Below are 23,569 nucleotides of genomic sequence, written 5' to 3'. Positions count from 1 at the left end.
ATTTGCAGAGTGTTAACAGAAGCAAAAGTGTCTTTAAAAATTAAAAAACAATCAAAAACACGAGGTTTTTGAAAGTTATAAGACCATATATTTATTTTGCCATGTATTAACCGATATTTCAAGTGCCAATATTATAAAAATATAATTTTTTTTCAAAAAAATCACCTTTTAGTCAAGAAAAAATTGATTGAAAGAGTTATGGGGAAAACCGGTAAGAAAAAATATAAAATAATTTTTTGTTTTTATTTACCTTAATTTTTTATTATGGTATAATCTACTAAACTAGTATGATTTAAAAGGAGTGAAAAAATATGAAGCTTAAAAAAGTTATTTCAGTTCTGACGGTATTATCGTTGCTTACTTCATCAATAGGAATTTCGGCTTTTGCTTCCAATAGAATAGAGCCTACCGAAAACACTGATTATACAGATATTCCTGCTACAGAGGAAACTATAACTACAGAGCCTACCACAGAGCCTGAAACAACTGATGATATGCAGCAATATGAAGAGCTTAAGAAAAATCTTATGCAAGAGTACGAAAATGCATTGTCGTTAAATAAAGAAGAATACACGGAAAAATCCTTTGAAAATTTGGAAAACGAAATCAATTTTACTAAGACTGTTTTAGAGAATTGGGAGGAGCTTTACACAGCAGGTGATGTCGCTTTAAAAAGCTTAAAGGAAGCGGTATTGAATCTGGAATCCTATAAGGACTTATTGCTGGATGTAATTGAAAAAGCTGAAAAGATTTCTTCCGAATGGTATACAGACGAGAGCTTTAAAGTTTTAACAGATTCCATTAAAAAGGGAAGAGAAGCGGTTGAAAAAGGCGGCGTAACCGAAGATATTGCCAATTCCCTTATTTCTGATATACAGAAAGCAGAGGAGAACCTTTATAATATTAAAGACCTTTTAAAACAGAATATTGCCGATGCCAAGAAAAAATATGACCTTGTCTATGAAGAAAGCTCTATGGTTCAGTTTAAAACTGAAATAGAGAGAATAGAAAAGTCATTTAATGATAATCTTACATCACAGGAAGCTAAAGAGCTTATCGAAGCCGTTTCAAAGGCATATAGTCTTTTAAAGCCTGTATTGGGCGATACAGATGTCAGCGGAGATATTTCCATAAGCGACGCCACAGCGGTTCAAAATTATATAAGTAATATCAATACAAAAATAGAGCTATCTGCAGCAGATGTAAACTTTGATGATAAAATAACTATAAGCGATGTTACAAATATTCAAAAATACGTTGCAGGTTTGATTGATGAATTTAAGAAAGACCCTCATTTACCTGATTATGATACAGAGTGGAATTTGGTTTTAGTAAATTACAAATATCCTATAAAGAACGGATATGTGCCTGATATGAGAGTGGTTGACGGCAGAAGCATTTTTACATTTGATAAGAGAGCGGCTGACGCATTGGAAAAAATGCTTGACGATTGCAGAGCAGAAGGCCTTGAGCCACTTATATGTTCAGCTTACAGAACACAGGAGCTGCAGGAAGAGCTGTTTGCAAACAAGGTGGCATATTATACAAATCAGGGTTACAGTTATGAAAAAGCGGTAGAGCTTGCAAAAACCTCTGTGGCATATCCGGGAACCAGCGAACACCAGCTTGGTTTGGCGGTTGATATTGTAGCTTTAGATTATCAAATTTTGGATGAGGGACAGCTTAAAACAGAGGAACAGCAATGGCTTATTAAGAATTGCTGGAAATACGGATTTATACTTAGATATCCAACAGGCAAGCAGGAAATTACAGGAGTTATATTTGAACCTTGGCACTACAGATATGTGGGAGTAGAAGCGGCTAAGGAAATAACAGAAAAGGGGATAACCCTTGAAGAATATTTGGAACTTGAATGATATATAAAAATGAAGCTTCGGTACGTTATTACCGAAGCTTCGTTTTTTGTCAATGCAAAACTTTTGAGAAAAGAACAAAATCATATATATAAAAAGTAGTTACCTGTGTGATTTTATCCAGTAGTCAGTTTGTTTATGTAATCAGGCGTTGTCGGTAACAGCGATTCCGAAAGTAATGCTGCCCTTGTATTCTACACCGTACTCATATCTGCCTGCGATAACAGGGAGAATCTGATACTGCTTTGTACCGTCCTCAGTGAAAGAAACTACCTCTTTACCAACACCTACAGCACCTGTAGAAGCGTTAGTTTCAATAGTTTCACCTTTTTCATTGATAATCTGATATCTGATAGATGTACGTGGGCTGGTAGTGTCACATTCGAGAACCATCTGATCATTATAAGCATCTGTTCCGGCAATTGTTACGGAAATCTTTTTGCCCTCAGGGAGATTTTCAATATCCTCGGCAACAACATCAACGGTTGTTCCTTCATTTCCCATTGTAACTGAAGCAGGGATTGTAACTGTGTAGGTTGGTTCTGCGGTAAGGGTGCAGCTTATGCTCTGCTCATCGGCTGAAAAAGAAATTGAAGCGGCGCTGAGAAGAACTGCACAGCACATTACTGTAGTTAAAACTTTTTTAAACATTTATATTTCCTCCTTGTTTCAGGTAACTACCAAAGTTGTTTTTACTTCTGCCCCGTTCATAGGGGAGAGATTTTCGTCTAAAGAATATGTATTTATTTGCAGAATTAAATCATATGTGCCGGGATTGGGGACATTTTCTAAAGAGATTTCTTTTATAGCCTTTCCCGGTTCGATTAAATCTGATTTGTAAAGTACGCTGTCGCCTACTTTAAGGGTATATTCAAAATAACAGGGATTGCCCTCGGGATTTACAAGAGTGATATTTGCGCTTTCAGCGTTTTGAGAAATGGTAATTTCACCATATCCGGGAATTTTTATGCCAGTTGTTTCGTTTCCTAAGTTCTCAAGTGTTTTGTCCCAATCTTCGGCATTATCAGCCAAGGAAAGACCTTTATTGTTGCTTACATCCTGCTGTTGACTTCCGTTAAAACAGGTGAGATAAACAACAACCATAGCCATAATGAATACAGCTAAAATCAAAACACCGATGATAATCTTAGATTTATCAATTCGTTTGTTTTCCATGGGAATAAAATCATCCTTTAAATAAGTCTTTTTGGAAGGCTGAAAAGCACAAAGCTTCTCAGCCTTCTTTATAGTTAAATAAATACAGAACGGAATGATTTAAATAATGAATTAAATTAGATATCTTTAAGCTCGACACCGAATGTCATAGAACCTTTGTATTCAACACCTTTCTGGATTGAGAGGTTCTGGTTTGTTGAACCCGGATAGTCGAATGCACAAGGATACATCTGGAAGTTTGCTGTACCGTCCTCTGTGAAAGAAGCAAGCTCCATGCCTTTTATCTGCTTCTCAAGAGCGCCGCTTTCAAACTCGTCGCCTGTACCTTTGATCATCAATGTCATCAAATAATTTTTTCCGCCGTCAGGATTTTCAGCTTCAAGATAAAGGCGTCCGTATGTACCGCTGCCCTTTGTGAGTGTTACGGAAATTTTCTTTCCCTCAGGAATGTGCTGTACGTCGCTTGCGGTAACTGGAACATTTGTGATTTCTTTAGTATCAATCTCTATAGTCTGAGGTATTGTTACAGTGTATACCGGATCATAGGGCTGGTACATTGTGATATCGGACTGAGCCGAAGTTGTGTTTTCTGCGCTTACCTGTGCAGCCATAACTGAACCAATCATGGCAACAGCAAGCATAGCTGCGATAATTTTTCTTTTCATGATACTCTCCTCGATTTTTTCCGTCTGCACCATTATTATAAGACTTTTCTTTTTAACTCATCATCATAGAACGGTAAAAAATCTGTTAATTTGCTTTTCTTTTTTTACCGATGATAAAAGCCGATACTCCTGCCGCAGCGGCGCATATTGCGGTAATACCGGGGATAATAGTGCAGTTGTTTTCTCCGGTTTGGGGAGAGGATGGCAAAGACTCCGTTGTTGATGAGGAATGTGTTTCAATTTGGGTTTCGGTTGGTTCATACATAATCAAGTCAGCTTCCTGAGCCGATATATTTTGACAAAGAAGCACCATGAAAACCATTAAACCTGTAATTTTCAACATTACTTTACCTATTGAAAAAAATCTGTTTTTCATATAATCACCTGCCTAATTTTAATTATAGAATATTAAATATTAAGTTTTTAATCTGATAAAGGTAAATTGTGGGTTAATTAAATGCATACCTTAAACAAAAATCAAGATAATAGAAATATATCAGTATAGAAAAGGTGATTGAAATGCAGATGAGAACGGACTTAGCCATAGAAGCAAAGGAGCTTGCAGGCGATGAGCTTTCAGGAGTTGAGCAAAGAGAAGAAACAAAAGGAGATATGAAGATAACCTTTACAAAAATAACAGGGGAGGGAGCGGCACGACTTTTAAACAAAAGCCGAGGAACATATGTGACGGTTGAACTTCCGTCCCTTTCTGATAATATAAAACACACTGATAAAAGAGTTCCGGAGATAGGAAAGATAATAAAAAATCTGCTTCCTGTAAACGGACTTATTTTGGTGGTGGGTTTAGGAAATAAGAGAATAACCCCTGACGCTCTCGGGCCTTTGGCGGCGGAAAAGATTTTGGCTACACGGCATATTTCGGGAGAGATTGCCAGAAGCACGGGCTTAGACAAATTAAGGCCGGTAGCTGTTGTGAAAACCGGAGTAACAGGGGAAACGGGAATAGAAACAGCAGAGATGATTTCAAGTATTGTAAAGAGAATTAAACCCACAGCGGTTATTACTATAGACGCCTTGGCGTCAAAGAGCCTTTCACGTTTGGGATGTACAATTCAGATTACAGACACAGGAATATCGCCGGGGGCGGGGGTGGGAAACTCACGAGCGGCAATAAACTATGAAACACTGGGAGTTCCTGTTGTGGCAATAGGAATACCTACAGTTGTGGACGCCGCCACTCTTGCCATAGATATATTAAATGCTGAAACAGAGATGCAGGCTTCACAGATAGCAAGAGAGGTAACACCAAAAGGAAATAAAATGGTGGTAACCCCGGGAGAAATAGACCTTTTGTGTTCCAGAGGGGCAAAGCTTTTGGCGATGGGAATAAACTGTGCCTTGCAGGATAAGTTTTCTCTTGAGGAAATTATGGAGTTTGTATAATTTATGTTAATTCATTGACACCTATTTTTTCCTGATATATAATTAACTCAAGAAAAAATGAAAGGGTGATAGCTGTGAGCGTTTATTGTGTTTCTGACATACACGGAGATTTAGAGAGATTTGACAAGCTTTTGGAGAAAATAAGTTTCTCCGAGGAAGATACAATGTATGTAATCGGAGATGTGGTTGACAGAGGCAAGGAGCCTATAAAGCTTTTGATTAAAATAATGGAAACGCCCAATATCACTCTGCTTGAGGGCAACCATGAAGAGATGATGAGTCTTGGTCTTGACCCTATCCATGAAAAAAGAATTCTTCATATTTGGCAGTGGAACGGTGGAGAAAATACATTCAGACAGTTCATCCGCCTTGAAAAGGAACAGAGAGAAAAAATTCTCGATTATATAAATGACCTTCCCGACTATATGGAAATAACGGTGGGGGGAAAAAGATTTTATCTTGTACATGGATGTCCCTCTGACGACCATCGCACCAGAATATGGGAGAGAGTGGAAAAGGACGAGGATTACACAGAATTGAATTTGGGAACTATTATTTTCGGACACACTCCAACCATTATGTATATGGACGTGGATAAGAACGACCATTTGAGAATTTTCCATGGCAAAGGCGTAATAGGAATAGACTGTGGATGCGGCCACCCAATGATAGAAAACCGCAGACTCGCCTGTATAAGACTTGACGATATGAAGGAATATTATGTGTAAATAAAATATCCCTCGGCTGTTTATAAGCCGGGGGATAAGTTTATTATAAAAATAAGGGTGCGGATTTCCGCACCCTTTAAATTTTATAGTAATAAATAATTATCAATATTTCTTACGTGCAACGTAAGTTGTGTGGAGAAGCTCGTGAGCTTTGTGGCTGCCTGGTTCTCCCAAATACTCCTCGTAAAGCTTCTTTACAACAGGGCTTTCGTGGGATTTTCTCAATGGAAGGTTCTTATCCTCATCATAGAGAGCCTTTGCACGGAGAGCTTTAAGGTCTGTAAAGTTGCGAACCTGTGCAGGCTGAATCGGCTGGCCGCCGCCGTTTACACATCCGCCCGGGCAGCACATGATTTCGATAAACTGATAATCTGCCTCGCCGGAACGAACCTTATCAAGAATTTCAGCTGCATTTTTAAGACCGGAAGCAACTGCAACCTTAACCTTAAGTCCTGCAACATCGTATTCAGCCTCTTTGATGCCCTTTGTACCTCTAACATCCGGATATTCGATTTCTTTCAAATCTTCTCCGGTGAGAGTATCAGCGGCAGTTCTCAAAGCAGCTTCCATAACGCCGCCTGTTGCGCCGAAGATTGCAGCAGCACCTGTAGTAACGCCCAAAGTTGGGTCAAATTCACTGTCAGGAAGCTCTGTAAACTGAATACCTGCGGATTTAATCATCTTTGCAAGCTCTCTTGTGGTGATAGAAATATCAATGTCAGCAAGACCGTTTCTGCCCTGGTCATCTCTCTTAATCTCAAACTTCTTAGCTGTACAAGGCATAACAGATACAACAACAATGTTGTCAGGGTCGATGTTTTCCTTTTCAGCGTAGTAGCTCTTGATTATTGCGCCTGTCATCTGCTGAGGTGACTTGCAGCTTGAGAGGTTGGGGAGGAGGTCCGGATAATAATGCTCGCAGAACTTAATCCAGCCCGGTGAGCAGGATGTAATCATAGGAAGCACGCCGCCGTTTTTAACACGTCCGATAAACTCGTTAGCTTCCTCCATAATTGTAAGGTCTGCACCGAAGTCGGTATCAAATACCTTGTCAAAGCCAAGACGCTTGAGAGCTGTTACCATTTTGCCCTTTACGTTTGAGCCGATTGGCATACCGAAGCACTCGCCCAAAGTTGCTCTGATAGCAGGAGCTGTATGTACAATAACAATCTTATCCGGATCGTTGATAGCGTCGAATACCTTGTCTGTGTCGTCCTTTTCAACCAATGCGCCTGTAGGACATACAGCAGTACACTGACCGCAGGAAACACAGGCAACATCAGCAAGCTTCTGCTCGAATGCACAGCCGATTTCTGTGTCAAAACCTCTGTTGTTAGCGCCGATAACGCCTACAAACTGCTCTTTACAAGCGGCAACGCATCTGCGGCAAAGCACACACTTGTTGTTGTTTCTTACAAGATAAAGTGTGCTTTCGTCGTTCTCGTAGTGAGGACGAGCACCCTCAAAACGGTTTTCGTTGTCTATACCGAAGTCAGCGCACATTTCCTGAAGCTCGCAGGAGCCTGAACGTGGGCAGGAAAGGCACTTTCTGTCGTGGTTGGAAAGTATAAGCTCAAGGGTTGTTTTTCTTGACTCCTGAACCTTCTTTGTATTAGTAAAGATTTCTGTTCCCTCTCTGTCGATTGGGTAAACACAAGCGGCAACAAGAGAACGGGCTCCCTTTACCTCGCATACGCACATACGGCATGCGCCGATTTCGTTTATATCTTTAAGGAAGCAGAGAGTAGGAATTTTAATTCCGAACTGCTTACATGCCTCCAAAATTGTAGTGTTCTTCTCAACAGAGAAAGGCATACCGTTAATTTTAATGTTAATCATTTCCATTTTAAATTATCTCCTTTCTCTTATTCCTTTATAATTGCGTCAAACTTACATTTTTCCATACAAGCGCCGCACTTGATACACTTGTTAGGATCAATAACGTGAGGCTGTTTCACGCTGCCCTGAATTGCGCCAACAGGACATACTCTTGAACAAGCTGTACATCCACGGCACTTATCCTCAATAATCTTGTACTGGAGAAGCTTCTTACATACGTGAGCAGGACATTTCTTATCTACAACGTGAGCCATATATTCGTCACGGAAGAAATGAAGTGTGGAAAGAACAGGGTTAGGAGCTGTCTGACCAAGTCCGCAAAGTGAATTCTCTTTAATGTAATAGCAGAGCTTTTCCATTTCGTCTATCATTTCAGGAGTGCCCTGACCCATTGTAATTTTGTCGAGCATTTCCAAAAGTCTCTTTGTACCGATACGGCAAGGAGTACATTTACCGCAGGACTCGTCAACTGTAAACTCAAGGAAGAATTTTGCAATATCAACCATACATGTTGTGTCGTCCATAACGATAAGTCCGCCGGAACCCATCATTGAGCCGATAGCGATAAGGTTGTCGTAGTCAATCGGAACATCAAGGTGGGAAGCAGGGATACATCCGCCGGATGGGCCGCCTGTCTGAGCTGCCTTGAACTTTCTGCCGCCGGGAACACCGCCGCCGATTTCCTCAACGATTTCACGGAGAGTTGTTCCCATTTCAACTTCAACAAGACCTGTATGCTTGATTTTTCCGCCCAAAGCGAATACCTTTGTACCTGCGCTCTTTTCGGTTCCCATATCCTTGAACCACTGTGCGCCGTTTAAGATAATCTGGCAGATATTAGCGTATGTCTCAACATTGTTGAGGATTGTTGGCTTGCCGTAAAGACCCTTAACAGCAGGGAATGGAGGACGTGGACGAGGCTCGCCACGCTTGCCCTCGATAGATGTGAGCAATGCAGTTTCCTCACCGCATACGAATGCGCCGGCGCCGAGTCTTAACTGGATGTCAAAGGAGAAATCAGTTCCGAAAATGTTGTCGCCCAAAAGTCCGTACTCGTGAGCCTGGTCAATAGCTATCTGAAGTCTGTGAACAGCGATAGGATATTCAGCTCTTACATAGATATAACCCTTGGAAGCGCCGATTGCGTAACCTGCAATAGCCATTGCTTCCAAAACGCTGTGCGGGTCGCCCTCGAGAACAGATCTGTCCATAAATGCGCCCGGGTCGCCTTCGTCGGCGTTACAGCCTACATATTTCTGGTCAGCTTCGTTTGCAGCTGCAAAGCTCCATTTAAGACCGGTTGGGAAGCCGCCGCCGCCTCTTCCTCTGAGACCGGAAGCCTTGATTTCATCGATAACCTGCTGTGGTGTCATCTCTGTCAAAACCTTACCGAGAGCTGCATAACCGTCCATAGCTATGTACTCGTCGATTTTCTCAGGATTGATAACGCCGCAGTTTCTCAGAGCAACTCTCTTCTGTTTCTCATAGAAAGGTGTGTGGTTAAGGCTCTTGATTGTATCCTGTTCAACTGTCTCCTGATAGAGAAGTCTTTTAACAATACGGCCTTTGAGAAGATGCTCTTCAACAATTTCCGGAATATCCTCAACCTTTACCATGCTGTAGAAGCTGCCTTCCGGATATACAATCATGATTGGACCCAAAGCACAAAGACCGAAGCAGCCGGTTCTGATAACATTAACTTCCTTTTCAAGACCTTTTGCCGCAATCTCTTCCTTGAGCTTTTCAATTATAAGTTCGCTGTTTGAGGAGGTACAACCGGTACCGCCGCATACAAGCACGTTAGAACGATACATATGTTTTCCTCCCTGTTATGAGTTTGCACCGATTGTATATTCGGTAACTACGTTTTTATTTACAATATGGTCATTAACAACCTTTGCTACCTTTTCAGGTGTCATCTTTACATATGTAACCTTGTCCTCGCCCGGAACTTCAATTTCTACAACCGGCTCAAACTGGCAAATACCGATACAACCTGTCTGTGTAACTGTTACGTTTGTAAGACCTCTTTTTGCTATTTCTTCTGTGAAAGCGTTAAGCACAGGTCTTGCTCCTGCAGCTATTCCGCATGTTGCCATACCAACAAGAACTCTGATAGCGTCCGGATTGTCCTGGCGCATGTTAAGCTGTGCCTTTGCTCTATCTCTGATTGCCTGTAATTCGGCTAAAGATTTCATTTATAACGCACCTCCGTAAAGTATTTCTGTTTGTTCTTTTAAGTAATCATCGATCCACTGCATAACCTCCGGCGTGTCCAGAGGAACATCTCCAAGCACCTCTTTAAGCTCTCTGGTGTCGAGAGTAAAGGTTTTATCGTCAACCGAATGAGTAAACACAATGTTTGTGTCGGGATTACAGCGGATTAAAATTGAAATTGTTGAATTTATATCTCCGAGAGGAGTCATATCCATGTGGGATGAAATAAATTTAGCGGTTACAACAGTTCCTTTTCCTAATTGTGACTTAATGTCAAGGTATCCGCCCGTCTGTTCTGCCGCCATTTTAAAGAGAGGGATACCAAGTCCTACCTTTCTGGTGGTTCTTGTGGTAAAAAACGGGTCAATAACGCTTTTTACCTGTTCTTCGGACATACCGCATCCGTCGTCGGTAATTTTTATTTCCAAAGTGCTCTGTTCCGTATCCTCTGTAATTTCTATTTTAATAACAGAGGCTTTCGCTCTTACGGAGTTTTGAGCAATGTCCATTACATTTAAAGAAAGCTCCCTCATACTTTATGCCCTTATGCCATGTACTTTGCAAGTATTCCGTCGATATCCTCAACCTCAAGACGTCCGTAAACATCGTCGTTTACAGTCATTACAGGAGCCAAACCGCATGCGCCTATGCAGCGGCAGGCTGTAAGAGAAAATCTTCCGTCTGCGGTACATTCCTCAGCACCTATTCCCAAAATCTCGGAAATTCTTTCAATAATCTTTCCTGCGCCCTTAACATAGCAGGCAGTTCCAAGACAGACAGAGATGTTGTACTGTCCCTTTGGTGTAAGTGAAAACTGTGAATAGAAAGTAGATACTCCGTAAACCTCTTCCAGAGGAACTGAAAGACCCTCAGCAATCATCTTCTGAACTTCTATTGGCAGATAGCCGTAAACTTCCTGTGCTTCCTGCAAAACGGGCATTACTGCACCTGGATCATCTTTGTGTTTTGCGATAATCTCTTTAAGCTTGGCTTCCTGCTCGGCAGTTCCGTTAAAAGGAATACTGCTTATTTTCTTTTGCATCTGTTATTTCCTCCTTAGCAATAAAATAATTATGCAACATCAATATTCTCTTTAAACGATAAATAATTTTATCTGTTCTTATGCATACAACTACATAATAACATATATTTATTCAAAAGTCCACAAAAATTTAATCTCATGAGTGAAATTTTATACACTAATAACTGATTTTGAATTTTTAAATTCCTATTCCTGCATAATTTTGATTGAATAGGAAAATATACTCAGTCATACACCCATCCAAGCCCGGTAATAAAGTTGTCAATGAATTAACATCTTAAATTATATGCAGGATTTGAAATAAAAATTTTTGATTTAAAAAAGAAAAAACAGCCTTTCGGCTGTCAAAAACAAAAAATCGTGATTTATTTGAGCTTGAAAAAAGGATAAAAATACAAATTCTGGAGTATTGATAATTAGGAGTTTTTTAAGTACAATTTGTTGCTTTAAAGATTTTATCAGCAATTCATTTTATCAATCAGTTCAAAAAGAATATCCTGCTGTTCCTTGTTAAGCTTTGACCACTTTTCCAGAAGAATTTTTTGGGAGTGGGTAAGGGTTACAGGTGCATCGTCCTCGGCAAAAAGCTGAGAAAGTGTTATTCCGAAAGCATTGCATATTTTTTCCAAAGATTGGACAGAGGGAACCATGTCCTTTCTGTACCAGGAAGAAATGGTGGATTGAGGAAGTCCGGAGTGTTCTGCAAGCTGATATTCCGTCCATCCACGCTCAAGTCGATATTTAGTTATGGTTTCAAGAATATTTTTCATTTTGTTTCACCGCTTATATAAAGTTTATCTATATAATAGCATGAAACAAAGGATTTGTGGATATCAGATATTGTTTTATTTATAATTTTAATCTGTGATGAAAAGATTTAAAATACTTTTTGTAAAAAATCTCAAAAATACTCTTGATTTTTTGGTTAATTCATGGTATACTACACAGCGGAATGCAAGTCTATGAGTTTTCGCATGGATAAGTGAGCGGCAGGCCCTGTACGATTGAGGCCTGTGAACCATGTCAGGCAGGGAACTGAGCAGCATTAAGCAGTGCACTTGATGCGATACAGTAAGTCTGTCGTTCACTTATTTATGCGACGGCGAGCAGGAGATCCCCAAAAGGATAAATGTTTCGCAAAGGCTTGCATTTTACTTTTATTTCGGGGGTGAGTTGATTGTATCAGGTTCTGTACAGAAAATGGAGACCAAAAACATTTGATGATGTTTCAGGTCAGGAGCATATAACAACTACCCTTGTAAACGAACTGAAATCCGGAAGAATAAACCACGCATATCTGTTTACAGGTTCCCGTGGTACCGGTAAAACCACCTGCGCCAAAATTTTGGCAAAGGCTGTGAATTGTCTTTCTCCGGAAAACGGAAACCCCTGCGGCAAGTGTGAAAACTGTATTGCGGCAGAGGACGGAAGCTTTCAGGACATTGTGGAAATGGACGCCGCCAGCAACAGAAGAATTGACGATATCAGAAGCGTCATAGACGGTGCAGTTTTCACTCCGGCAAAGGGCAAATATAAAGTGTATATAATCGACGAGGTGCATATGCTCACCCAAGAAGCTTTTAATGCTTTGCTTAAAACCTTGGAAGAGCCGCCCTCACACGTTATATTTATCTTAGCTACCACAGAGGTTCACAAGCTTCCTGCTACTATAATTTCACGTTGCCAGAGGTTTGATTTTCACAGAATAAATCCTCATGTAATAAAGGACAGACTGAAATATGTGGTTGAACAGGAGGGCTGTTCAATAACCGACGATGCGGCTTTGCTTATAGCGGCAATAGCCGACGGAGCATTGAGAGATGCGCTGTCTTTGACAGATAGATGCATAGGTTTGAGCGGCGGGGAAATAACACTTTCAGTTGTCAGAGAAGCGGCAGGTCTTTCGGGAAGAGGTTATGTGTACGACATGGCGTCATCCTGCATAAATAAAAACTGCGGAGAAGCTTTAGAGCTTATTGCAAAGCTCTACGGTGAGTCAAAGGACATGGCAAGACTTTGCGAAGAGCTTACCGAGCATTTCCGAAATCTTATGCTTTTAAAAAGCGTAAAGAACCCGGATGATATTCTTGTTGTGGGAAGAGATGAACTTGAGGTTTTGAAGTCCCATGCGGAGAGAATAAGCCTTTCGGAAATTGTCCATATTATGGATGTTTTGGGTTCGGCTTTCGAGAGAATGAACAGGGGAGCAGACAGCAGAACAGAAATGGAAACTGCTGTAGTTAAACTTTGTTCTCCTCAGCTTGATGTGACAGAGGATGCGGTTTTAAGCAGAATCGGAGCTTTGGAGCGAACCGTAAACCGCCTTATGAACATGATTTCAAGCGGAACTTTGACAGTTCAGAAAGATGACAATCTGAATAAAAACGGAGAAACTTCCAATAAGGCTGAAACATCAGAAAACACTGCCGAGTTTAATGATACAGAAAATTCAGAGAATACTGTTTCCAATCAGGCGGAAGACCCTCAAAATTCTTCGAGAGAACCTCAAAGAAAAAGAGGAGCGGTTGATGTAGATGAGATTTACCGAAATGCAAAGCCATTCCCAAATTGGAAAGAAGTAGTGGAGAATCTCAGGAAATATTCAAAAACCATTTCAGCCGCTTTCGACGGAACAAAAGCATATGTCAGCGGCAGATATATATTGATAGACTCTCCGTCAGACATTCCTTTCCAGCTTTTAAAACAGTCGTCACAAAGAGAAAAAATCAGGGAAGCTGTTTTGGAAATCACCGGTGCAACCTACAGCCTGGGACCATACAGACCACCTGAAAAGAAAATCCGTGAGGAAAAGGAAGACCCAATAGAAAAGCTCACAGAAAACTTTAAGAGCTTGGGTATCGAAGTGACGGAAGAATAATTGATTTAGCAAATAAAACTTTTGAATAAATATTTATTAAATTGGAGGACATACTTATGAAAGCAAGATTACCAAAGGGATACGGTTCCAACGGAGGAACAAACCTTCAGCAGATTGCAAAGCAGGCACAGAAAATGCAGGAGCAGATGGACGAAGCATCAAACGTGCTCAATGAAAAAGAATATTCCGCAACAGCAGGCGGAAATGCTGTAAGCGTAACAGTTACAGGTAAAATGGAAATCAAATCAATGGACATTAAGCCGGAAGTTGTTGACCCGGAGGATGTTGAGATGCTTTCCGATCTTATCACAGCTGCAGTAAACGAAGCACTGAGAGCTGCTCAGAAGGATAAGGAAGACACAATGACAGAGCTTTCCGGTGGATTTAGCTTGCCGGGCTTGTTCTGATAACATGGGAAGTTATAATGTAGCACCTTTGGACAGGCTTGTGGAGCAGTTTGAAAAATTGCCGGGAATAGGCATAAAGACAGCTCAGAGGCTTGCCTATTATGTGCTTAATATGAGTCAAAACGAGGCGTCGGATTTTGCCAAGGCGATAACCGACGCCCACGACAAAATAAAGTACTGCACAGTTTGCTGTAATTTTACAGATAAAGAAAAGTGTTCCATATGCAGCGACCCTAAAAGGGATAAAGAAGTTATCTGCGTTGTGGAAGAGTCAAGGGACGCCATGGCGATAGAGAACACAAGGGAGTTTAACGGAACATACCATGTGCTTCACGGGGCAATATCTCCTCTTGAGGGCATAACTCCCGATAGACTGTGCATAAAAGAACTGCTGGCACGTATAAATAACGGCAATGTAAAAGAGGTAATAATGGCAACAAATCCCACAGTTGAGGGGGAAACAACCGCCATGTATATTTCAAGACTTTTAAAGCCATTGGGTGTAAAAGTCACCAGACTTGCCTATGGAATACCTGTAGGCGGAGATCTTGAGTACGCCGACGAAGAAACATTGCTCAGAGCAATAGAGGGCAGGAGTGAACTGTAATGAAAGAGTCACTTAAAACAATAGCTCAAAATAAAAAAGCCTACCACGACTACTTTGTAGATGAAAGCTATGAAGCGGGAATAGAGCTTTGCGGAACAGAGGTAAAATCTCTGAGAGCCGGAAAGGTAAACCTGAAAGATAGCTGGTGCTCTATAGTGGAGGGCGAGATTTTTGTAAACGGTATGCATATAAGTCCATATGAACACGGAAATATTTTTAACCGTGACCCTGTAAGAGTGAGAAGACTTTTAATGCATAAAAAAGAGATAATGAAGCTTTACGGAACGGTAAAACAAACCGGCTATTCACTTATACCATTGAGCCTGTACTTTAAAGGAAGCAGAGTAAAGGTTCAGGTAGGACTGTGCAGAGGTAAAAAGCTCTATGATAAGAGAGCCGATATGGCGGCAAAAAGCGCCAAGAGAGATATCGACAGAGCTATGAAAGAAAGCAGAAAATGACAAATATCTCTTGAAAAGTAATAGGAATAGTGATATAATACTTTTCCAAAGAAAGCAGCTTTTAAATACAAGGTTTGTAAAAACCAGATAAATCTATTAGGGGATGTAAAGGTTTCGACGGGGATTTCAAGCCATGGTAAGCGAGCAGCGGTGCGGAACCGCTATAAAATCCGTAACTTAAAAATAACTAACAACAATAAAGTTGCTTTAGCTGCTTAATGCAGCTCGTTCTTCCTCGGAGTACCACGGCTGAGGTAAGGGCGTCGATTAGTGGTAAATGTGAATCAAAGAGTGTTTCGGCTTTGGTCACACAATAGAAACTACCGACTTATGAATCCTGTTGTTGGGAGTCATAATGGGGGAATCCCAAAACAATAACTGCGCTCGGAGAAAGCCGTGAGGCGAGATTTTCGGACAGGAGTTCGACTCTCCTCATCTCCACCAAAGAACAATTATCCGAACATCTTCAGGAGTGGTATTCATATTCACCCCCGGGATGTTCGGACTACTAACAAAACTAAAGGCAGAGGATCGATAACGGTTCTCTGCCTTTAGTCTAAATTAGGATATTTTAGTTTATATCTAAATATTTGATAACAAAATATAGTATAACAAATTATGGTGGTACATTATTATGAAACATTATTTATGGATATTAAGTAGAAAATACAAAGAATTTAGTAACAATAATATTGTGAAAGCAATTAATAAATCATTTATATTTAATTTGTTTAAGGCCCTGAGTATTATTATGTTTGTATTATTATTAATATTCTCTGTTAAACCTAAAAAAGCGTATGTATATGGTGAATTAGATAGTGTTTCATATGTTGATTGTAAAACTGAACTATTGGAAGTAAGCAGTATTATCTCAGATTATGTGTCGATTAGTGGCAATAATGAAATTATAATAGACTTAAATGGTCTATCAATCAATGGCATAGATTACATAGAAGGCGATTACTTGGTAATATCTCCAGAAGAATATAAAAACTTTAGAGAAGGATATATAAGCTTTTTTGGAACTATAGATAAGGTTAATTTTTATGATGTAAACTCATTCTCATTTCAAAATAAAATAATATATTCAGATACTTCAGAATACTTTTTTGTTGGTGAACAACATTTAAAAATTTATTCTGAAAATGCATATATTATGAGAGAAGATGGTAAGAAAGATGAAATTGATTGTACACAAGATTTAATATTAATGGATACATTAACAAAAAACACTATAAATGAATACAAAAGGGTTCTTGAAGAGATAACTAATGACGATGGCACCGTAAAAAAAGAATATGAAAAAGAGTATCAGCTATATACTAATTATATTGATAGATTATATAATGAAGAAAAATATCCGGTGAAAATATATATAAAAAACTCATATGAAGATTCGAATTTACAATTAGAAAATTGTTTTGTTGATTTTGAAAACGTTGAATCAAAATATGTAAGATCTTGTAAAATAGTAGCTAATGGAAATTTTGCTATATCCTATACGCCAAATGCAAATGAATACACTTTAAAAAATCAAGAAATCTGCTTAAACTCTTCAGAATCATTGATAAGTTTTTCTTATGACGCTAAAAATAACTTCTTGTTTATTTCAGGGTATGTTAATGATACAGTTTTATCTCGAATGAGTTTATTTCCAGATTTTTGGAATTGGTATTTTTCTAATATTTATATGATTCCGCTTACACTTATTTCTGCTGTATTTACAGCTTTATCGATGATGAAAAGTTTAAGAAAATAACTATTTATATTTAGTTTTGTAACATATTAATATTTTTATGCCTTCCATTTTTATTTTTAACTTGAAATATAGAATAATTTGTCATAAAATATATTTGTAAAAACCGTTATTTTTATTGATAATGTTAATAAAAGATGTATAAATGAACTGGGGTGCGGAAATGAACAGTGATTTAAAAAACACGAAACTGTGGCAAGTTTTTGAGGAAAAGGTTAATAAGGAACTTATAACTCCTGACAATCAAAAATTTATAGTACAAGTTGGAGAAATATGTACTTATGGAATTGATAGAGCAAGGACTATAAATCTAACATTTCCTATGTATACAATGCATGACTGGACTCATATTAAAAATGTCCTTGATATAATGTGTAAATTGTTAGGTGATAAACTTAATGATATAACTTGTGACGAAGCAGCAGTTATGCTAATCGCTGGTTGTTGCCATGATGTGGGAATGAGTTATGATAAAAAGGAAAAAGATGAACTTATTGAAGATTCTGCACTTATTGAAGAGTACTTAGATAAACACGCTGGCTATTATAATCGTGTGTATAAAGATGGTTTTAAGGAATTAAAAACTCTTGATGATATTCCAAAAGATATAATGAATGATTTTATGCGCAGCATTCACCATAAAAGATCTAATGAACTTATTAATAAGTTTTTTTATAAAGAAAGTTTTTCTGATAACTTATTGTTTCAAACAAGAATTGGTGTAGAAAATATAGCAAGCGTATGTCAAAGCCACGGTGAAAACTTTAGCTATATTCAAAATAATCTTGTTTCTAATGATAGAATTGATTTAAAACTTTGTGCAATTCTTTTGCGTTTAAGTGATATTCTTGATTTCGATACAAGCAGAGCACCAAAAACTTTGTATGATTTTTTTGATTTAGAGAATGTAGAGAGCAAAGAAGAAAAAATAAGCAAAAATGAATGGGAAAAGCACAGTTCATCATTGGGATTTGATTTTCCTACAAAAAGAACACCATATTATAATATTATATATAGTGCATGTTGCGGGTCAATTCAAATAGAGCAGGCTATTCGTTCATATATTGATTGGGTTAAAGCAGAACTTTGTGGCTGTTCTCAGATAATTAAAACATGTAATGATAGATGGCGAAATTTTATACTACCTATGGATGTTGATATTAACATAGTTGCACATAATTATTTATCAGGAGAGTACCGTTTTACTTTTGACCAAGAAAAAATACTTGAACTTTTTGCGGGAGAAAATCTATATGATGATCCTTATGTGTTTGTAAGAGAATTACTTCAAAATGCAATAGACGCTGTGCTTACCAGAAAACAAATAGATAAGAATCTTCCGCAAAACTGGAAACCTGAAATTAAGATAAGGTGCTGGCGTGATAACGAGGGATATGATTGGTTCCGCATAGAGGACAATGGTACTGGAATGAATTTAGAAGTCATAATGAACCATCTTTTAAAAGTAGGAAATTCTTATTATACCTCAGATAGCTTTAAAAAAGAAATGCTTGCAAGTGGTAATGATGTTGAATATTCACCGATTAGTAAATTTGGTATAGGGATGTTATCTTGCTTTTTGGAAAAAGATAATAAAGTTTATATTAGTACCTATCATTATAAGGATAAAAAAGCTTTGCGTCTTGAGATTCCGAATATGTCAGGATATTATTATGTATCCAGCGAGGAAAAACATCATATTCCAAATGAAATGAAAGGTGTTACCGATACTGAGAAAAAAGAATATTTAAATAAACCGGGAACGGTTATTGCTGTGAGAACTGCATTGTATAAAACAACAGAGTATACATGCTTTAAAGATATCGTAGATAAATATTTACTGTTTCCTCCATTTTCAGTTGTACTGCAAGAAGGTGAAACGATACATCGATATACAACACAGGATGAATTTATGAATGCAATGGAATCTTTTGGTGCAGGAGAAAAAAATTCACCTGTAAGAACATTAAAAATTCCATTGACAAGTTTTCAAAAAGAAAAAGTTTCATCATATTTAAAAAATTTTGAATCAGGTGAAAAATTAGCAACTAAGATTCAAAATATTATCATTGACTGCGTATTATTAAATAAATATTCGAATAAGTTGTCAGGAGTTATTTTTGTTGTTTATTTAGAAAATAAACTGCCGGATAGGTTTACTTCTTATAGCTTGCGAGTTATAAAAGATACCATGGAATTAAATGTTGATTTTATCAATCCAAATAAAAATAATTTTTTCGGAATAATGACGGTGAATATTCAATGCGATTTTACGGCGCCTATGAAGGAATTTATTAGTCATATAAAAAAAGAATATTATTTTAATTATTATATTTGTAACGGAATACGCAATGTAAGTAATAGTGATGAAAATATGTATAATGAATTCGCATGTTTTTTTATAAGAAACAGTAATAATATAATAACAAATATTTCAAGGGAATATGTAGAAAATATTAATATCGAAGAAAAAATAGATATTTCTATGATTATTACATCGTTTTTATTAGAGTATGGTTATAAAATAGATTTTACTTTTTTACAAGATGAAAAAGATTGTAATCTTTCGTTGGATAGTTATAATGAAATATTATCAAGACGAAAAGATTTTATTGAGCGAATGATTTTTAAATATGGAAATGATACTTATAATTACAAAACAATATCCGATAAGGTCTATAAAGATGGAAAAGTTTGCATGAATTTTAATGACAGTATTTATGATAATTACTATAGAAAAGTAATATTTTCTTATTTAAATTCAAAATATGAGCTTGGGCTAGATATTGTTAATGATAAACCAGTTATAAATATTAGTGGTAAGGGTAATTTTTATGGGAATATGGGAATATTTCCACCGGATATGTTCATTACATTTAAAAACAATAGATTATCAAATAAACTCATTTTTAGTATTGAATATACAAGTAAAAATATTTATAATATAAATCATCCATTATCAAAATTTTTTATAGAGAATGGATTAATAATTAAAAATTTTTCACAACAACTATTTTATAAATTGATAAGTGTTTTATCAGGAAGTTTTCCTGAATTTTTAATGGATAATATTAACTATCTTATGGATGCTATAAGAAATATTCCAAACATCGATATACTTGTTACTGATGATTTATACGTTACCGAAGACGATATTTATATTTTTGATGATGAGGATGAGCTTGAAGATAATGAATGATTTCTAATTATTTATACAAAGCATAAAACCCACCAGCTTTTCACAGGGCTGGTGGGTTGAGTTTTATTTTATTGACCTACATAGATTTCGTAGTGGTCGTAGTCTTGTAAATCTTCTGCAAGATAGCTTATGTCAATTTCAAAAGGCATTGTATCGCCGCTTTTTAAACCTTCATAGTAATCAAGTGTTCCTCCTATTATTTTGCCGTCTTTATAAAAAACTGCCATGACTGGGAAATAGCTATTTATATCAAAATTACTTGTATTGGTAACATTTCCGTATAACGCTATAAGTGCCCTATCTTCGTTTTTACGCTCAGATACATCACTTACAACGAGTTCGTTTTGGTAAATAGCGGTAGACTCTTCTTGCAAAATGTAGCCGCCGTCATCTGCCAAAGAGCCTACTGTCGCTTCTACTGTTGTAGCTACTTCCCCGTCATACATAATCGTTCCGCCACACATTATCGTATCACCTGCGGCTATTGCGGTCAGTGGCATTTCATTTTCATTCAGAACTTTTCCATAAGCGTCTTTTGCTGTAAATTTTATTACTACAAAATTTACAGCGTGATTAGGATTAGGATTTTTGATTTTCACGCCGTATTCAATCATTGTCTGACATTCATCCTCAAGGAAAGCTGTTAAAGAAGACTCGTATGCAGTGTATCCGAAGTCCAGAACTTCCAAAGGCTCAAGATTTTCTGTTGTCTCTTCGGTTTTTTCTTCTGTTGTGCTTTTTTCTGTACTTTTCACTTCTGTAGTTGTGCTTTCATTGGTTGTAGGCTCTGTACTTTCTTGATTGCTACCACATGCAGACATAGAGAAAGCCATAATTAAAACCATAAAAAACGCAAATATTTTAGTTTTCATATAATTTCACCTTACTTTATATTTTTGGATTTATTCTTATATTATATAAAAAATACAGAGCATATTAATTGCGTTCTACTAATCAGAAATCAGCCCATAGGAATGACGTATATTTCGTAGGAATCATATTCTTCTTTGTCTATTATGCTATAAATTGAGAAAGACTTTGTTTCGCCTGCATTTAAACTTAAAAGCAAATCGCTTTCACTTCCGGCAAGATTGCCGTCTTTTCTGTAGATGATTGATATTGATACTGCATGCATATCGATGTCACTATTATTTGTGACGTTTGCAGAGTATTTGGTTGTGTAAGAAATATCTTCCACAGTAACATTTTCTACGGAAAGGTCCTTTGCATAAATTATACCAGAGCTCTCTTGTGGGAGATATGTTACGTTTGTTTCTTTGACATCAACAGAAAATTCGACAGTTTCAGGTAAATCGCCTTTGTAAGTAATTGCACTACCGTATGTAATAGTTTCTCCAGCTGCAAGGCTCATAAGCTGATCTTGTTCTTCGGTTAAGACTTTTCCATTTTCGTCTTTTGCTGTGATGTAAATAGTTGGGAATTGTATGGCATGATTTGGGTTTGGATTTTTAATTTGAAGAGCATATGAAACCCTATTTCCTACTGATGATTCAGATACTACATATTCGCTTTTTACGAGTTCAGGAGGTAAAAACTCACTGTTAGCGTCATTCTCTGTTGTTGTAAGTGAATTTTCTGTTGTTGTAACTGTAGCATTGGTTGTTGACACTGTGGCATCCGTAGTTTTTTCGACATCTGTCTGTTGCACATCGCTGGAAGAACAAGAGGTAATTGTTGCAATAATTAAAGCAAGCACTAAAAAAATAGTCAATTTTTTTCTCATATCAATTCACCTTTCTTATAAAAGTAACTGTAAATTCTTATATAAAGTAATTGTACATTTAAAATATATCATTTATTACTATAAAAATCAATAATTTTTAATAAAATATACATAATTATAATTAAAAAATCTGAATTTTTAATGGGAAAAGAATACTTATTATTAATAGAAAAATATGTGATAAATTAATAATACACTGCATTTTATAAAAGTAACCCCTTTTAGCTCTAAATGAGTTAAAAGGGGTTCTATGTTTTTAATATACTAAAATTTTGCTCTAAGTTCTACTACTTTACCTATGATAGTTACAGGCTTACTAATCACATCATCATGGCTGAAGTACATTGGTTCGTATGCAGGATTGAATGATATGAGACTGATACTATTACTATGTTTTATTAGCTTTTTACAACATGCATCGTCGCCATTAATTTTTACAATAACGATATCGCCTGTTTCTGCATCGGATTGTTGCCTAACAATAACAACATCGCCGTCTAATATTCTTGGGGACATTGAGTCACCTTTAATCCTTAAACCGAAAAACTCGCCTTGTCTTGACATTTTTTCAGATATTTCTTCCCAATCAAGAATTTCTTCTATCGCTTCCATTGGAATGCCTGCCTTAACAGTTCCGAGAACAGGAATCTTTATCCCGGTATCAGTATTTTTTCTGTTATCAGTTAGAATATTATCTTCTAATTTTGCTTGTCCGTCAGTTACTGCGTATCCAGTAAGCTCTTCTAAAGATACGCCAAGTGTCTGTGCATATTCATAAACGGTTGTAATTTTCGGTATTCGTTGTGAAGTTTCATATCTACTAATAACTTGTTTGGATGTTTTGAGTAGGCTTGCAAGTTCGTCTTGTGACATATTACGTTCTTCTCTGATTTTTTTGAGTCTTTTTCCAAACTCATTATTCATTATTACCACCTCAAAATTCTGCTTGTTTATATTAAAGCATATTTTGTCACCAAAGTAAAGATAATTTTCAAAAAAGTCACCAAATAGTTGACACATAAAGGTGATTATGTTAAGCTGTGTTTGTCACCAAATAGAATACAAAAAGTATGGGGAATTAAAACAACAAAATGTTTCCTCATGATAAATGATAGCCTTGTATATGGAAAATAGAACGTAAAGTAACAGATAATGTCCATAGAATAGTTCTTATTCATATTTTTTTACTTGTTAAGTCACCAAATAGGCAACAGATAAATTCATTCATTTTTATTATCTATACCAAGAAGTTTATCTACCGCCGACTGCATCTCTGGATGTGAGCGGTAGGCTAAAACGAGTTCTTTTTCTTTTTCGGAAAAATCCTCTTTTACTTCATTTTCCTGATTTCCAAATATTAAATAATCTGCCGTCGTGTCAAGGGCTTTGGCAATCTTAATAATATTTGAAATTTGTGGGTCTTTTGTTTTGCTACCGAGAATTTTTGTCAAAGTGCTTTTTGGAATCTCTGATTTCTCTGCCAAATCATCGTTGGACATTCCTTTTTGCTTCTTGAGTTCTTTTATTCTGATTCTCATCTCTTCAACGCAAAAACCTATCATATAATCTCTC

Annotated in this window: 23 protein-coding genes and 2 other RNA genes; 11 read left to right on the top strand and 14 right to left on the bottom strand. The window is 37.2% G+C overall.

The window, feature by feature from the left end; translation table 11 throughout:
• Nucleotides 1-311: 311 nt before the first annotated feature.
• On the top strand, nt 312-1,877 hold the full coding sequence (locus tag CGICJO_RS11415; RefSeq protein ID WP_486498988.1) for a D-alanyl-D-alanine carboxypeptidase family protein: 1,566 nt from the start codon (nt 312-314) through the stop codon (nt 1,875-1,877).
• A gap of 141 nt (nt 1,878-2,018) precedes the next feature.
• Here CGICJO_RS11415 and CGICJO_RS11410 read toward each other — a convergent pair whose 3' ends face one another.
• The 4 genes from CGICJO_RS11410 to CGICJO_RS11395 all read right to left on the bottom strand — a co-directional run bounded on the left by CGICJO_RS11410 (nt 2,019) and on the right by CGICJO_RS11395 (nt 4,091).
• Entirely contained in the window at nt 2,019-2,525 is a 507-nt protein-coding gene (locus tag CGICJO_RS11410) for a hypothetical protein (RefSeq protein WP_087379776.1), read from the bottom strand.
• An 18-nt stretch (nt 2,526-2,543) separates the two neighbouring features.
• Nucleotides 2,544-3,050 carry a hypothetical protein gene (locus CGICJO_RS11405; protein ID WP_486498987.1) on the bottom strand — a complete coding sequence of 169 codons (507 nt, stop codon included), beginning with the start codon at nt 3,048-3,050 and terminating at the stop codon, nt 2,544-2,546.
• A 116-nt stretch (nt 3,051-3,166) separates the two neighbouring features.
• On the bottom strand, nt 3,167-3,715 hold the full coding sequence (locus CGICJO_RS11400; protein WP_087379770.1) for a hypothetical protein: 549 nt from the start codon (nt 3,713-3,715) through the stop codon (nt 3,167-3,169).
• A gap of 85 nt (nt 3,716-3,800) precedes the next feature.
• Nucleotides 3,801-4,091: a hypothetical protein gene (locus tag CGICJO_RS11395; RefSeq protein WP_087379767.1), complete on the bottom strand. Its 291-nt coding sequence runs from the start codon at nt 4,089-4,091 to the stop codon at nt 3,801-3,803.
• Nucleotides 4,092-4,234: 143 nt separating this feature from the next.
• Here CGICJO_RS11395 and gpr point away from each other — a divergent pair, with 143 nt between their 5' ends.
• Together gpr and CGICJO_RS11385 are read left to right on the top strand one after the other, a co-directional pair.
• On the top strand, nt 4,235-5,119 hold the full coding sequence (gene gpr / locus CGICJO_RS11390; RefSeq protein ID WP_087379764.1) for a GPR endopeptidase: 885 nt from the start codon (nt 4,235-4,237) through the stop codon (nt 5,117-5,119).
• Between the two features lie 74 nt (nt 5,120-5,193).
• Entirely contained in the window at nt 5,194-5,847 is a 654-nt protein-coding gene (locus tag CGICJO_RS11385; protein WP_486498986.1) for a metallophosphoesterase, read from the top strand.
• Between the two features lie 102 nt (nt 5,848-5,949).
• Here CGICJO_RS11385 and CGICJO_RS11380 read toward each other — a convergent pair whose 3' ends face one another.
• From CGICJO_RS11380 to CGICJO_RS11355, 6 genes are all read right to left on the bottom strand, one after another.
• Nucleotides 5,950-7,692, bottom strand: coding sequence for an NADH-dependent [FeFe] hydrogenase, group A6 (locus CGICJO_RS11380; RefSeq protein ID WP_087379758.1), 1,743 nt, complete (start codon nt 7,690-7,692; stop codon nt 5,950-5,952).
• Between the two features lie 20 nt (nt 7,693-7,712).
• Nucleotides 7,713-9,500: an NADH-quinone oxidoreductase subunit NuoF gene (nuoF, locus tag CGICJO_RS11375; RefSeq protein WP_486498985.1), complete on the bottom strand. Its 1,788-nt coding sequence runs from the start codon at nt 9,498-9,500 to the stop codon at nt 7,713-7,715.
• 15 nt (nt 9,501-9,515) lie between these two features.
• The gene (locus CGICJO_RS11370; RefSeq protein ID WP_087379752.1) at nt 9,516-9,884 is read right to left on the bottom strand and encodes a (2Fe-2S) ferredoxin domain-containing protein; all 369 of its coding nucleotides are present in this window, start codon (nt 9,882-9,884) and stop codon (nt 9,516-9,518) included.
• On the bottom strand, nt 9,885-10,436 hold the full coding sequence (locus tag CGICJO_RS11365) for an ATP-binding protein (protein WP_486498984.1): 552 nt from the start codon (nt 10,434-10,436) through the stop codon (nt 9,885-9,887). It abuts the gene before it with no gap.
• Nucleotides 10,437-10,447: 11 nt separating this feature from the next.
• Nucleotides 10,448-10,945, bottom strand: coding sequence for an NADH-quinone oxidoreductase subunit NuoE family protein (locus tag CGICJO_RS11360; protein ID WP_087379746.1), 498 nt, complete (start codon nt 10,943-10,945; stop codon nt 10,448-10,450).
• A 458-nt stretch (nt 10,946-11,403) separates the two neighbouring features.
• On the bottom strand, nt 11,404-11,715 hold the full coding sequence (locus CGICJO_RS11355; RefSeq protein ID WP_486498983.1) for a helix-turn-helix domain-containing protein: 312 nt from the start codon (nt 11,713-11,715) through the stop codon (nt 11,404-11,406).
• Between the two features lie 217 nt (nt 11,716-11,932).
• Between CGICJO_RS11355 and ffs the strand changes: the two genes are divergently transcribed.
• The 8 genes from ffs to CGICJO_RS11315 all read left to right on the top strand — a co-directional run bounded on the left by ffs (nt 11,933) and on the right by CGICJO_RS11315 (nt 20,253).
• Nucleotides 11,933-12,031, top strand: an RNA gene (ffs, locus tag CGICJO_RS11350) — signal recognition particle sRNA small type.
• Between the two features lie 91 nt (nt 12,032-12,122).
• The gene (dnaX, locus tag CGICJO_RS11345; protein ID WP_486498982.1) at nt 12,123-13,823 is read left to right on the top strand and encodes a DNA polymerase III subunit gamma/tau; all 1,701 of its coding nucleotides are present in this window, start codon (nt 12,123-12,125) and stop codon (nt 13,821-13,823) included.
• Nucleotides 13,824-13,879: 56 nt separating this feature from the next.
• The gene (locus CGICJO_RS11340) at nt 13,880-14,230 is read left to right on the top strand and encodes a YbaB/EbfC family nucleoid-associated protein (protein ID WP_087379737.1); all 351 of its coding nucleotides are present in this window, start codon (nt 13,880-13,882) and stop codon (nt 14,228-14,230) included.
• Between the two features lie 4 nt (nt 14,231-14,234).
• Nucleotides 14,235-14,837: a recombination mediator RecR gene (recR, locus tag CGICJO_RS11335; protein ID WP_486498981.1), complete on the top strand. Its 603-nt coding sequence runs from the start codon at nt 14,235-14,237 to the stop codon at nt 14,835-14,837.
• On the top strand, nt 14,837-15,298 hold the full coding sequence (smpB, locus tag CGICJO_RS11330; RefSeq protein WP_087379730.1) for an SsrA-binding protein SmpB: 462 nt from the start codon (nt 14,837-14,839) through the stop codon (nt 15,296-15,298). Before recR ends, smpB begins: the two co-directional genes overlap by 1 nt.
• 99 nt (nt 15,299-15,397) lie before the next feature.
• Nucleotides 15,398-15,742: a transfer-messenger RNA gene (gene ssrA, locus CGICJO_RS11325) on the top strand.
• Between the two features lie 190 nt (nt 15,743-15,932).
• Entirely contained in the window at nt 15,933-17,057 is a 1,125-nt protein-coding gene (locus CGICJO_RS11320) for a hypothetical protein (protein WP_486498980.1), read from the top strand.
• A 160-nt stretch (nt 17,058-17,217) separates the two neighbouring features.
• Complete coding sequence (locus tag CGICJO_RS11315) at nt 17,218-20,253, top strand: HD domain-containing protein (RefSeq protein ID WP_486498979.1); 3,036 nt, start codon at nt 17,218-17,220, stop codon at nt 20,251-20,253.
• Between the two features lie 68 nt (nt 20,254-20,321).
• Here CGICJO_RS11315 and CGICJO_RS11310 read toward each other — a convergent pair whose 3' ends face one another.
• The 4 genes from CGICJO_RS11310 to CGICJO_RS11295 all read right to left on the bottom strand — a co-directional run bounded on the left by CGICJO_RS11310 (nt 20,322) and on the right by CGICJO_RS11295 (nt 23,559).
• The gene (locus CGICJO_RS11310) at nt 20,322-21,086 is read right to left on the bottom strand and encodes an FxLYD domain-containing protein (protein WP_486498978.1); all 765 of its coding nucleotides are present in this window, start codon (nt 21,084-21,086) and stop codon (nt 20,322-20,324) included.
• A 128-nt stretch (nt 21,087-21,214) separates the two neighbouring features.
• A complete protein-coding gene (locus tag CGICJO_RS11305; RefSeq protein WP_486498977.1) occupies nt 21,215-21,997 on the bottom strand; it encodes an FxLYD domain-containing protein in 783 nt (260 codons plus the stop codon).
• A gap of 264 nt (nt 21,998-22,261) precedes the next feature.
• Nucleotides 22,262-22,921 carry a S24 family peptidase gene (locus CGICJO_RS11300; protein ID WP_486498976.1) on the bottom strand — a complete coding sequence of 220 codons (660 nt, stop codon included), beginning with the start codon at nt 22,919-22,921 and terminating at the stop codon, nt 22,262-22,264.
• 296 nt (nt 22,922-23,217) lie between these two features.
• Nucleotides 23,218-23,559: a helix-turn-helix domain-containing protein gene (locus CGICJO_RS11295; protein ID WP_486498975.1), complete on the bottom strand. Its 342-nt coding sequence runs from the start codon at nt 23,557-23,559 to the stop codon at nt 23,218-23,220.
• Nucleotides 23,560-23,569: the final 10 nt, after the last annotated feature.

Source organism: Candidatus Limousia pullorum (assembly GCF_057405065.1).
The sequence above is the reverse complement of the archived record's forward strand: the minus strand, read 5'-3'. Positions and strand labels throughout refer to the sequence as shown.